Origin of the sequence: Halobacillus litoralis, assembly GCF_009856445.1 — a bacterium.
In the GTDB taxonomy this organism is placed as follows: Bacteria; Bacillota; Bacilli; order Bacillales; family Halobacillaceae; genus Halobacillus; species Halobacillus litoralis.
The window spans coordinates 321611-333661 of the sequence record NZ_WMFA01000002.1; the positions used below are offsets into that span (position 1 = coordinate 321611).

Genomic DNA, 12051 nt, shown 5'->3' on the forward strand with positions numbered 1-12051 from the left:
TTTGTTTGGCTGCCCCCTTCTATGCACTGTGTGTGTTCTTTTATTATAAAATCTTTTAGAGATAATTAGAGATAGAGGGGCTAATGAAGTTATCTTGAAACTGAGTTTTCAAGAGTTGGGTCAGGAGTATATGCGGTTTTTATTTCACTTCATGAAGACGAGGGCATTCATTCAAACGATAGGGTGAAAAGTATTTAAAAGAGGTGTTGAAATGGAATACATAGCATATTTCTTATTTGCATTTTCAGTATGCTTTATCATAAGTTCTACAATTAACTTTTTGTTTAATATGAGAAGCAAGAGAGACTGGATTATTACTTGTTTATTGAGCATTGTATTAGGTGTGATTTTCTTGCCTTTCATGGCAGGTTAGCTCAACTGAATACTAATAACCATGGACTTATCTACGAGTGATGAGCTTTTTCGATTAAGTAAATGAAATTTCAAAAATGAAATTGATAGAGAGGGAATTATTATTAGAACAAGTATAATTTATATTGCAGGGGTTTTTCTTCTTACTGCCTGGTTAGTTATATCGGATTATATTAGACATGACGCTTTAAACTGGGGACCAAATATTGCACAGTCCTTGTTTGTCGTGACATTTATAATTGCAGCACTTTTGTTAGGGAAAAAGTTCCGAAAAAATTAGTGGTGGATCTAGCGTGTTAGGAATTACATATTACCTGTAGTGTTTTTATATATAATATTGGCTTTAGATTTCTTGGTTTTCTTGTAGTCAACGAACATAATATTCACGATTATCAAAGATTAGGTGGTTCTTATGCAGCAATCAAGTGTGATGAGAAGTATTTTTTATTTTATAACACCTTAAGGAATCGGTGGGAATTCCCGCTTGGTCAGAGGGAAGAGAATGAATCACCAATGGATTGTGCGATATAGATGAAGTTGATGTTAAGGCTTTTAACTATAGACAATAATATATACCTCAATTATCTTGACATGGAGTCTTAAACAAACGGGGGCATTTCTTATGTAAGAGTACCCTAGCCCCTCATAAGCTGAGGAATGATAAGGGACGCATTTAGATGATTGAGACTTGGAAGGAGTGTGCATAGAAAAGTGATATATGAGACCAGAAGGTTAAAGTTTCGTAAGTACAATGATGAGGATTTCGAATACTTATTCTCTTTACTATCAGATCCAGAAATGGTGAGGTATATAGGTGATGGAAATACAAAAGACGAGAAAAGTACCAATAATTTTTTAAATTGGATTTATAGTACATATGATGTTGGTACTGATACGGGTTTAATGGTACTAGAAAATAAGGAAGATAATACTCAAATAGGGCATGCAGGTCTGGTACCTCAAACAGTTGACGGAGCTGAAGAAATTGAAATAGGGTATTGGGTTTCTCGAAAACATTGGGGAAAAGGTTACGCTACAGAAGCAGCAAAAGCTTTGAAGGAATACGGACTTATTGATCTAGGTGAAAATAGACTTGTTTCTTTAATTCAACCTAATAATATGCCTTCGAGAAAGGTGGCTAATAAAATAGGGATGGATTTTGATAAGGAAATTGTACTTGGAGATCAAAAAGTTCATGTTTACTCAACCTAATTTGAGAATTATCTCGATTTCAAGTCTTTCGTTAATGGGGGCGATAGTAGCATTCTTGCTATGCTGTCGCTTAATGTGCAAAAGAACAAAAGAGGAAGAAAGTTATGATACAAACAAAAGTAAGAGGCAAGAAGGTGGAAATGAATAATGGCGAAAATAAGTTTTTTTACGGGGCTTGGACTGGTAGCCTTGAGTGGTGTTTTATTCACTATGGAAAGATTTTTGGCTATTTACTTATATGTTGGTGAAAGTTCCGCAGTCAAAGTAAACGGAAGTGGTTCCTATAATCCTTTAAGTATGCCAAGTATATTTGATAATTTCTACGTCGTATTTTTATTAGTTCTAGGGCTAGTCCTGTTTACACTAGGTTTATTTAAATTATTTAAAAACCAGTCCAACTCTTAATTATAGACTGGAGAAGAGAAAGAAGAAAAGGGACATATCTTGAAATCGAGTCTTAAAGTAACGGGGGCGATTGTTCAATATAGACGATCGTCCTTTTAACTAACAGAGCAGTGTACTTTAATAAATGGAGGGGGGAACAATATGAGATGTGAATGTAAACAACAAAAAACAAATGAATTAAAAGTTGAGGGAGATGTAGGTGCAGACCCTATTTGGTGTAATCACTGTAATTGCAACCTTGACATAGAAGAGATTCCAATTGAACGCGATTTGAAGTTGGAGTTAATGAAATGGATTGGGAAGTATGGTGAATGGATTGATTGGGATAAAGATGAAATAGTTCCTAATGGTGTAGAACTTGAAGCAGAACACAATAAAGAGGGATTGAAAATAACAGAAAAAGTACAGAAAGAACTTGAAGGTAAATACAAAGTTTCCTTTTCACCATCGACATTTGCAAAGGCATATAAATAGAATACATTCATCCTTCTGGTCTCAAGGCGTACTTTAGTTAAAGATACGCTTCAATATCTTGAATACAAGTCTTACGCTAACGGGTCTTTAGTTTTATAAGCCTAATACAAAAAAGGCATTCCCTAAAAATGGAAGTGCCTTTTTGTAGTAATATCAAACAGATCCTATACTTTAAGAGGGTTTCTAAGGTTAGTGTCTTTCTATAAACTCTTTAGCAATTTCAGAATTGGGATCCATTTCTAAAATTTTATTTGCAGTAGCTATTGCTTCAGTTTTACTCACCACCTTATCAGGTACATCGTGCAAGAACAGTAAATGAGAGAGGTACTCTGCTATCATACTTTGATCAGCTAAATCAATACATCGTCTTGCGTGATATAACGAAGAATGATAAGCGCCTTCTATGTGGCAAAGGGGGTTAACAAGCATATCGAATGCAATTTCATGTAACTCTATCTTTTCTTCTTCTACAATTAAACTTATAACAAAAGTATAAATAGATATACTTGGTTGATTAAATGCTATTTCCGTTAATTCTCCATCGAGTTCGTCTATAGATAAATTTTTTGCATATTGTTTGGCTTCGTAATATTTGCCTTCTAATATAAAATCTCGAAAGTTATCAATCATTTTAGCTCACCCATCCGTTACTTATATATACTTTGCCATTCTTTCTTGTAAAAGTAACTGTTACAGTTTTACCACTCATACTAAGAGTCTTTTTTCGTACTTTTTTGTATGCACTCTCTTTACCATTTCGCATTACATGAGACATTACTTTTGAAACATCGCTCCAATTGTTTCCAGTAACCTTGTTCCAATTATGTTTACTAGCAAGAATATGAGATCTGCTATTAGCGTTTAATCTGCTAACTGATGTAAGAACTTTGCCATAGCTTTTTGACTTTATAGCACTCTGTGCAGCTTTTTTTCCATATTTTTTTATTGCATAACTAATTCCATATCTAGCTACAGCAGCGACAATAATAATAGGGAGTGCTGAAGCTGTCATTTGAGTTGTATCAATTTCTACTGTGTCTCCAGATTCTGTATCAATGAAGGTTGCAATAAATTTTTCACCTTCAACATCATGGACAATTACATCATAATTCTGGTAAGTCGTTTCACCATTTTCGTCTTTTACTTCCCCAGAAACATTAATATCCTCTGTTTCTTTCTCCATCTCTATGTGAACATCTACTTCTATTTCTCCAGCAACATGTTCTGTTTCAAGAACAACCTCTTCTGTTGTATCCTCTTTAACTTTTACTTCAAGACCGTTATCTAAAGTGTCAGAGAATTCCTGATCACCTTCTATAGTCTTATCATCAATATATTCAGGTATTTCTTCAGCACTAATAAGATCATAATTAGTAAACAATGGAATAATAAGGGAAATTACTATTATAGAAGCAAATATCTTTTTTGTATTCATCAGGCACCTCGTTATTTGATTTTAATATACTGTTGTTTATTTCTATCGCTAAATGTAACTAATCCATCATTGTTTTGAACATAGTTTAATAATCCTCTATAATCTCCTGGTTCATATCCTGGCGAATCCTTAAATTCTCCCATCCAATAAGACAAGCCTCCAGTGATATAAGCTGATGCAAAAGAAGTACCAGAAAATAAAGAATAACCTCCAGCTGAATCGGTTGATAGTATATCTTCTCCTGGAGCAACAAAATCAGTTTTTCCTAGGGCAGCTGCATTAATCAAGTCCTTATTGGAATCTATTGCATTTACTGAAACCACATTATTATATTGTGCAGGGTAATCCATTCCAAGATTAAAAGTGTTCCCTGCAGCAGCAACAACAATTATTCCTGAGGATACAGCCTCATTAATAATCTGCTTTAGTTCAGAACTATCAGATTGAAACCCGAAGCTTAAGTTAATCAAGTCAACCTCTTGTTTTATTGCCCATTGTATACCTTTTGAAAGGTGTTCTAAATTACCATGGCCGTTTTTCCCTAAAATCTTCACATCATATAACTGTATATTTTGGTTTACTCCAATTACACCATTGTTATTGTCATTAGCTGTTATTATACCTGCTACGGCTGTACCATGGTTTAGATCATCTTTGGTCTGATCACTTCCATTAAAAGCATTGTATTTTCCTTTTACTTTTCCAACTAAATCTGGATGCTCATCGTTTATACCGCTATCTAATATAGCAACTTTTATTTTGTTTTGATTATTCTGAATAACATCCCCCTCCATTAGATCTCGACCCCATGTTGAAATCTGCGTGTTTGTCCACTGAAGTTTCTCTAAGTCATTCATTTGTTGATAGTAGTTATATAGAATAAGAACTACTGTTGCTAGGACAACAGCTATTACTGGGATAAGATACTTATGTTTTTTTTTCAAAATACTCCTTCTCCTTAATTTTTGTAAAATTGAACCATTTATTTGGTACAAATTTTATATTACATATATATCCAAAAAAATACAATAACATTTTTATGCACTATTGGAGCAGTAGGGTATTGTTATTCGGTAAGGATTGAATAAGGAGGAATTGTTAAATTAAATACATTCATAATGAGAGATTACGAGGAAAGGTTAAGCAGTTGATAAATTAATATTTAAAGAGGAAAATCTAGTTGTAGTTGATTATTGGTTCATAGAACTTAAGGCCATTAATTTACCGTGACTCTGCATCAGTTCAGTCAGATAGGGCAACAAATTCATTTTCTTTGTTTTAGAATGCCTGCCTCTTCACTACTGTACGAACTTTCTGGAGTTGCCGTTTTACTTTCTTGGTTTTGTTCGGTTTGCTGACTTTCGCTTTTGCTCTCTGAGGATCCTTTTGAAACTGAGAACCTCCGCAAGCAACAAGTAAATCAAACAACTTCACCACATATATTTAACAAGTTTTCAAAAGTACAATTAATATAGAAGAAACTCAGCAATCGGCACGTGCCGATTTTGTGCCGACTGCTATTGTTAATGTTTATTTTTATTTATTAACCCTATATCTAAAGAGCTGTTATATAAGCATATTTATTAATGTTCAAAACCATTTATAAACCCCCGTTAATCAAATTTGAAATGGAAGGTTCCATCGGTTAATAAAAGATATAAAGCCGTGCAGATATCATCAGCACGGCTTTTTCATCGTCATCTGGTAAACTGATGGTGATTAATGGTTATTAAAGTATATGGCAGGATTGTTGAAGACTCAGCTTCGAGACTTTCCAGGGTTCGTTGCCCGGGTTGAGCGTCAGGGGTGTCTGGGAAGCTACTCGTTTTCCAGTGGGGGAGTGGCGAGCTTCCTCGGGCTACGCCCTGCGGGATCTCGCCGATCTCCTTTCTCCCACGGGAGTCTCGCAGCTTCCCAACCACCCCATCAGATGAAGGGGCTAACGAACCCCTTTCCCAAGTAGGATGGTATCCCGCTACCTCGATTGTTGTAACCATAAAACGCTCTGTATCAAGCTTTCAGGGTTCAAGTGTCTCTGCATCGGAGTTTATAATGATACTCCATCAAACTGAATAGCTGATGATTCGGGAAGTGGTTTCGAGAACCTTCTATGGTAAAGCGAGCTATTCCCCGCAGACCCCATCCACCTAACAAAAGTCTCGAAACTGAGTCTTCAACTAAAGGGGGCAATTCTGCAGTAATACAACTGCCCTCTTTTTAATGTTTTGGACAGGATTGTGAAAGGCTGAGTTTCGATGTAATAGGAAAAAATTGAAACATTTGTAAGGAATAATCGTACATATAGATAACCATATTACAGTCTTAAAAAATTATTTTTGAAGGATGATATTATGGATTTTGCTCTTTTGTTCGGTGTCCTGTTAACCTTATTCCCTTTAATTACTATTCACAAGCTTAAGGAAGAATCAACTTTTCAAAGGGTCATTCACATTGGCTGTTTACTTGTGGGGCTAATTTTATTAGTGGGTTTTTCAATTCAACTTAGTACTTTTATTGACAAATATTGATTTTGATCATTCCTAAATTCAAGTCAACAAAATAAAAGCGTGTAGGGGTGTTATAAATGTTTATGAGATCATATTTAAAAGAAATTTCACCTTATGTAATTGCTTTTTTGATCATCACTTTTGTGGAACTAGTTTTTGATTTAGGTATGAATATGTATTACGTTCTTATTTTTACTGTTGGTTTTTTTGCTTTAATGTTTACCGAAAAAATTAGACGCGAACATAAGAAGCAATGGGCTCATCCGATGGCTGCTATTATATTTGGTTTAATAGTTATCTTAATAGCAACAGCATATAACAATATAGTCTAACGCTAGGTATTTTTAATTTGCAAAAGAAATTATCTCGAAACCGAGTCTTAAACAAACGGGGGCGTTAATGTGAAAATGTCGACTTTATTTTTTAGTAATTACGAGGAAGGGATCAAGTAAGATGTACGTACTCCACCAACATTATCATATAGGCTATTATGAAGATGGACACGATCTTGAAGTAGTGGCTTATAAAAGGAAAAGGGAAGACATCTGGGATGTATTTATAGATGACTATGAACCAGGAGTGTTTTTTAAGTTCGTATTAGAGAAGGAATTAGGGGTTCATGTGAAAAATTATGGGTTGCTGATATTTTCTATCTGCGGTCAAAGTCTATCTGATGAAGAAGCATTTCAGACATTTGAAGACTGGCTTATAACAAATAAAGTAATAAGAGATTCTCAATAGTAAGTATGGGGGCTTTAGTTGTAAAGGGACTATTATTTTAGTGTGAAAGCTGGGAATATAAAATTATGAAAGGGTGGTGTATATGGAAATTACTTATCCAGCTGGTTTTAAGAACAGGTTGTTAGCAAGTGTTTTAGATTTTATTATTATATTTTTGGTAACGGGAATTTTCTCTTACTTTCTATATGGAGTATTTTATGATGGTGATAACTCCTACCCCACTGATATTTTAGGATTATTTTATACCTTGTTATTACCTGTTTTATGGTCTGGGTACACGTTAGGAAGAAGAATGGCAGGCAATCGTATCGTAAGAATTGATGGGAGAAAAGTTGGGGTTGGTACAATGATATTAAGGGTTATAGTAGCAGGAGTTGCCTATACTCTTACATTAGGAATTGGATTGATTGTAAGTGCCTTGATGATAGGGGTAAGAGAAGATAAACGTGCGATCCATGACTTCATTGCGCAAACGTATGTGACAACATCCCCGCCAATCCGGAACTAAATTATGAGTAATGGAACTTAATCTATAAAGCTCTAAAGTTAAAGAGCGTTATAAGATATCTTGCATTCGAGTCTTACATAAACGGGGGCGTTTTCTTAAAATTAACCTAGTACAAAGAGGTGAGAGTTTGAGGAATAAACAAGTTATTTTCTGGACTATAATAGCTGTCACGCTAGTATTAATATGGCTCTTTTTAAAATAAAACATATAATATAGAGATTTATAAGTGAAGGAAGATATCTCGAAATCAAATCTTCCTGTAACGGGGGCGATTGTTCAATTAACGACCGCTTATTTATTTTAACCAATCGAGTTACATGGAACAAAGCCTAGCTTTAAACAATTAAACTTACTCATAAGGAGGTTTCTTTTGAAAAAAAAGACATTAGCACAAATATTAATATTCATTATAGCTGGATTACTTTTTGTTTTTTCAATTGAGTTACCAGTGATAGGTTTTAAAAAGTTAGAGTATATCAAGGAATCCTCCACTTATCGAATTATTAGTTATAACTGGTATGGTAAGGAAATCAATGAACAACCTTTTAAAGGTGACCCTTCAGAAATGCTTGATATTGTTCAGAAGCAGGATAGATTACAAAAATTACAGGGTTCTATAGTTGTTTTTGCACTTTTAACCTTAGCTGCTTGGATATTCAAGGAAAAAAAGGTTTATCTATATGGGAGCGCACTAACCTTCTTTATATTAATTTTTATCGATGTAACCCTGGTCCATATGTATAATTAGGCATCTAACTTAAATATGTGGTTAATAAAATATCTAAATATGTCTCAATATCGAGTCTTCAAGAAACGGGGGCGATTCTTTAACAGAAAAATTGCCTCCTTCATAATGTTTTGTGCAGGTTTGTGGAAGACTCAGTTTCAAGATATTGATCTAAATACACTTAATACAAAAAAGGGTTACACTTACACTTTGTCGGATTATGGAAAAGTATGGTTGATGTGAATGCATCTGTGAACTGAGGGACTATGAATTTTTTATCATTATAGAGGAGGTTAGTTATGGCGAGGGATGCTATTGGAAAAAAGAAGAGAAGAATGTTGAGGAGAGAAGTTGGTTTTGGCTGCCCAGTGGAAGGCTGTAGAGTCCCTTTTCTCGAATATCATCACTTTGATCCCCCTTTTAATGAAGGAAAAATGCATAACGAAGATGGAATGATAGCTCTTTGTCCAATTCACCATAGACAAGCTGACCAAGGAGCCTGGTCAATTGAAGATTTACATCAAATGAAAAAAGCTAAAAAGAGAGAAAAACCTAAAGGTAGGTTAGGATGGAGTATTGATGAGGGAGTTGTGATATGTGGAAATAACTATCTTTTTTCACCTTCTCTGACATTGAGAATGAAAGGAAAAGAATTATTTAAACTAGAACAGGACCAAAAAGGAAAGATATCTGTTAATACTTTGCTTTGGAATAATCAAAAAGAAATTGTAGCTGAAGTTAAAAATAATGATATGCTACTAAATCACATGATTGCAGATGATATTGACTGCATGGCTTCAGGTAAAGAAATTTACTTCAGAGCCCCTGATAATTCTAATTTTATCAAAATTAAATTTGAACGCTTGCCTATTGAGGAATGTTTATCTCAAGCAAAAAATTGCCTTAATCAAAATGTTAATAAGAGCGTTTCATCTAAAATAATAGAACGTGAATTAAACGGAATGATTAATGTGATAAAATTCCACACCACTATAAATGAGGATGATTTCAGTTTTCGTGCCGGGGACTCTAAAATAACATTTGACTTTAGAAAAGTCGGCTTAGGTAAAGAAGATTATTACGGCAATGAGCACGGGGTCAATGGAGCTCTTAATTTCATTACTGAAAACGGACAAGAACTAATATATCTAGGTAAGTAGGCTAAAGGAAAAGTTGGAATTGATTCAGTAACTGCACTTTACTAAAAGGTGGTAATACACTGTATCCACCCAGTGAAAAATAAACTTATAATGAAATTTATCTCGAAATCGAGTCTTACACAAATGGGGCTTTAGTTTGAAAATGTAAGAAACGAAATGTAGAGGTGACATATGAACCTAAATGATATAGGAGAGCCATTTGCCGTCGGTAATACAGCAAAGGTTTATCTTTTTGAGAACAAAATCATAAAAGTATTCAATGATAATCTCCCTGAGACGGAATCGATAAATGAAGCTTATAAGCAAGAGTATGCTTATTCTTGTGGAATTCACGTTCCAAAAGTATTGGATGTTACTAAAATAGATGGCAAACAAGCCCTTTTGATGGAGTATATCCCCGGAAAAACAATAGGAGAACTCATGTCACATAATCCAGAACAAGAGGAACATTACTTGAGTATTTCCGTAGATATACACCAAAGAATTCATCAACTTGAGGGCGAGTGTATTGAGCTTATGTCTGCAAAATTAAATCGACAAATTAAAATTGCACCAAAGTTAGAAGACAACATCAAAGCATTGTTAATTGAAAAGTTAGATTCCATGCCCATTGAGAGTAGGCTTTGTCATGGAGACTATCACATATATAATGTGATCAGATCGAACAGGGGAGCTGCAACAATAGATTGGGTGGATGCAAGTGTTGGAAATATAAGGGCTGATGTATGTAGGACTTACCTTTTATATTCTCAGTTCTCAGGGGATATGGCGGATACATATTTGAATCTATATTGTAAGAAGAGTGGTCTTTCAAAAGTTGAAATCTTAGAATGGGTTCCTATTATTGCTGCAGCCAGGCTTTCTGAAGGTGTTTCATCGGAAAGCTCTGATCGACTTCTGAAAATTATCAACCATTATATTGAAGCTGATTAAATGTTTATAAGAAGGTATATCTCGAAATCGAGTCTTAAACAAACGGGGGCGATTGCTCAATAATGCGTTCTCCTATTTTCTTATACAAAGGGACTAAAAAGGTAAGACTAGTATTTCAACACACGGAGCATGTTAGTGGAATAAGAGTAATTTTTTTGGAGGGGTAATATGATTAATGTTTACATTTATGCCTTGGACACATTAGCAGACTGGGAGCTTGGATATGTGACGTCAGAATTAAATTCGGGTCAATACTTTAAGAAAAATAGTGAAAATGCTTCTGTTAAGATCGTTGGGGCTGACAGGGATTCAATTTTAACCAAGGGGGGGATGAGAGTTATACCAGAGATAACCACTGACGAAATCGTTTCTTCTCCAACGTCAGTTTTGTTGCTGCCCGGGGCAGATACGTGGAATGACTCAAAACATAAACCGATTATAGAAAAGGCAACTGAACTGTTAGAATGTGGAGCAATTGTTGCTGCAATTTGCGGTGCTACAACTGTACTCGCCGAAGCTGGTGTATTTAATAAACGTGTACATACTAGCAACAGTCTTGATTATCTCAAGATGGTAAGCCCGAGTTATAAAGGAGAATCCTATTATAGAGATGTTAAAGCTATTTCGGACCAGAACTTGATAACAGCTAGTTCTGCAGGTGCGCTGCCATTCGCTCAAATTATACTAGCTAAGTTAGATGTGTTCTCTGAGGAGACACTTGAGGCGTGGTATAGCTACTTCAATACGGGTGACCCTAAATATTTCTACGATTTAATTCAGACACTGCCTTCTTAATTGAACTGAATGAACAAATGTTTATAAAGTAAATTAAAATATCTTGAATACGATTCTTCCGTTAACGGGGGCGATTGTTTAACAGATAATCGCCCTAATTACTTAAGCAGGACCATCATAAATGAAGTTTTTTAACTTACGAAGCAAGCTTGAGGAATAGTAAAAGCAAATAAGGTTATCAGAAGGGAAAAGTAAATGATGGGCAAAAATAAAAAAACAACTGGGGATACTTATCTAGCGGTTGGAATTGGTATTGGGTTACCTTTAGGAGCAGTACTTGGGTTAACTTTATTTGATGACTTAGCAATCGGGGCTGGTATAGGTTTGGTTCTTGGAATAACAGTTGGAACAACAATTGACTCAAATAAAGCAAAATAAAAAAAACTACTTATCCATTCTTTCTCTAAAGAAAAAGACAGTAAGAGATATCTCGAATTCGAGTCTTGCATAAAAGGGGGCGTTTGCTCAGTAGGATTGTTGATACTTTCCTATCCGTACAAGAATACAATTAAAAGTCAAAATTTGAATTGGAGGTATGTAAGTTGAAAGTTGAAGTTCTTATATTTGCATTAAGCATACTGTTAATGCCCTATTTTTTGTTTGAACTTATTAGTAAGATTAGCGAACAAGCAGGAGTAATATCACTAATCTCACCAATTTTTATGTTGGTATTGTTAATTTTCTCGGCAAGCCTTATTGTCATTCACTGGAAAGAGAAAAAAGAGACGGAAGGTAGGGAGCTTTCATGAAATGCTATATAACATTGATTCAAACAAATCTCG

Annotated in this window: 15 protein-coding genes; 12 read left to right on the forward strand and 3 right to left on the reverse strand. The window is 34.8% G+C overall.

The annotated features are described in order from the left end of the window. Window positions 1-1071: 1071 nt before the first annotated feature. The 3 genes from GLW00_RS06875 (at window position 1072) to GLW00_RS06885 (ending at window position 2463) form a co-directional block, all read left to right on the forward strand. The gene (locus GLW00_RS06875; protein ID WP_335808450.1) at window positions 1072-1584 is read left to right on the forward strand and encodes a GNAT family N-acetyltransferase; all 513 of its coding nucleotides are present in this window, start codon (window positions 1072-1074) and stop codon (window positions 1582-1584) included. Between the two features lie 147 nt (window positions 1585-1731). Next, on the forward strand, window positions 1732-1989 hold the full coding sequence (locus GLW00_RS06880; RefSeq protein WP_160912507.1) for a hypothetical protein: 258 nt from the start codon (window positions 1732-1734) through the stop codon (window positions 1987-1989). A 141-nt stretch (window positions 1990-2130) separates the two neighbouring features. Next, on the forward strand, window positions 2131-2463 hold the full coding sequence (locus tag GLW00_RS06885) for an immunity protein CdiI family protein (RefSeq protein ID WP_160912509.1): 333 nt from the start codon (window positions 2131-2133) through the stop codon (window positions 2461-2463). A gap of 189 nt (window positions 2464-2652) precedes the next feature. Here the strand turns inward: GLW00_RS06885 and GLW00_RS06890 are convergent, their stop codons facing one another. Genes GLW00_RS06890 through GLW00_RS06900 form a run of 3 tightly spaced genes read right to left on the reverse strand, consistent with a single transcriptional unit; the run spans window position 2653 to window position 4842 of the window. After that, on the reverse strand, window positions 2653-3093 hold the full coding sequence (locus GLW00_RS06890) for a hypothetical protein (protein ID WP_160912511.1): 441 nt from the start codon (window positions 3091-3093) through the stop codon (window positions 2653-2655). A 1-nt stretch (window position 3094) separates the two neighbouring features. Then, complete coding sequence (locus GLW00_RS06895) at window positions 3095-3898, reverse strand: SAR2788 family putative toxin (protein ID WP_160912513.1); 804 nt, start codon at window positions 3896-3898, stop codon at window positions 3095-3097. Between the two features lie 11 nt (window positions 3899-3909). Continuing rightward, entirely contained in the window at window positions 3910-4842 is a 933-nt protein-coding gene (locus GLW00_RS06900) for a S8 family serine peptidase (protein WP_160912515.1), read from the reverse strand. 1640 nt (window positions 4843-6482) lie between these two features. Between GLW00_RS06900 and GLW00_RS06905 the strand changes: the two genes are divergently transcribed. The 9 genes from GLW00_RS06905 (at window position 6483) to GLW00_RS06945 (ending at window position 12018) form a co-directional block, all read left to right on the forward strand. Next, entirely contained in the window at window positions 6483-6737 is a 255-nt protein-coding gene (locus tag GLW00_RS06905; RefSeq protein WP_160912517.1) for a hypothetical protein, read from the forward strand. Between the two features lie 121 nt (window positions 6738-6858). Then, window positions 6859-7146: a DUF3986 family protein gene (locus GLW00_RS06910; RefSeq protein ID WP_160912519.1), complete on the forward strand. Its 288-nt coding sequence runs from the start codon at window positions 6859-6861 to the stop codon at window positions 7144-7146. 82 nt (window positions 7147-7228) lie between these two features. Beyond that, window positions 7229-7654, forward strand: a complete 426-nt coding sequence (locus GLW00_RS06915) for an RDD family protein (RefSeq protein WP_160912521.1) — start codon at window positions 7229-7231, stop codon at window positions 7652-7654. A gap of 370 nt (window positions 7655-8024) precedes the next feature. Next, on the forward strand, window positions 8025-8402 hold the full coding sequence (locus tag GLW00_RS06920) for a hypothetical protein (protein WP_160912523.1): 378 nt from the start codon (window positions 8025-8027) through the stop codon (window positions 8400-8402). Between the two features lie 278 nt (window positions 8403-8680). Then, window positions 8681-9541, forward strand: coding sequence for an HNH endonuclease (locus GLW00_RS06925; protein WP_160912524.1), 861 nt, complete (start codon window positions 8681-8683; stop codon window positions 9539-9541). A gap of 171 nt (window positions 9542-9712) precedes the next feature. Beyond that, entirely contained in the window at window positions 9713-10474 is a 762-nt protein-coding gene (locus GLW00_RS06930; protein ID WP_160912526.1) for a phosphotransferase family protein, read from the forward strand. A 168-nt stretch (window positions 10475-10642) separates the two neighbouring features. Next, window positions 10643-11269, forward strand: coding sequence for a DJ-1/PfpI family protein (locus tag GLW00_RS06935; protein WP_160912528.1), 627 nt, complete (start codon window positions 10643-10645; stop codon window positions 11267-11269). Window positions 11270-11464: 195 nt separating this feature from the next. Next, on the forward strand, window positions 11465-11647 hold the full coding sequence (locus GLW00_RS06940; protein WP_237417459.1) for a glycine zipper domain-containing protein: 183 nt from the start codon (window positions 11465-11467) through the stop codon (window positions 11645-11647). A gap of 164 nt (window positions 11648-11811) precedes the next feature. Then, entirely contained in the window at window positions 11812-12018 is a 207-nt protein-coding gene (locus GLW00_RS06945; protein ID WP_160912530.1) for a hypothetical protein, read from the forward strand. Window positions 12019-12051 lie beyond the last annotated feature (33 nt).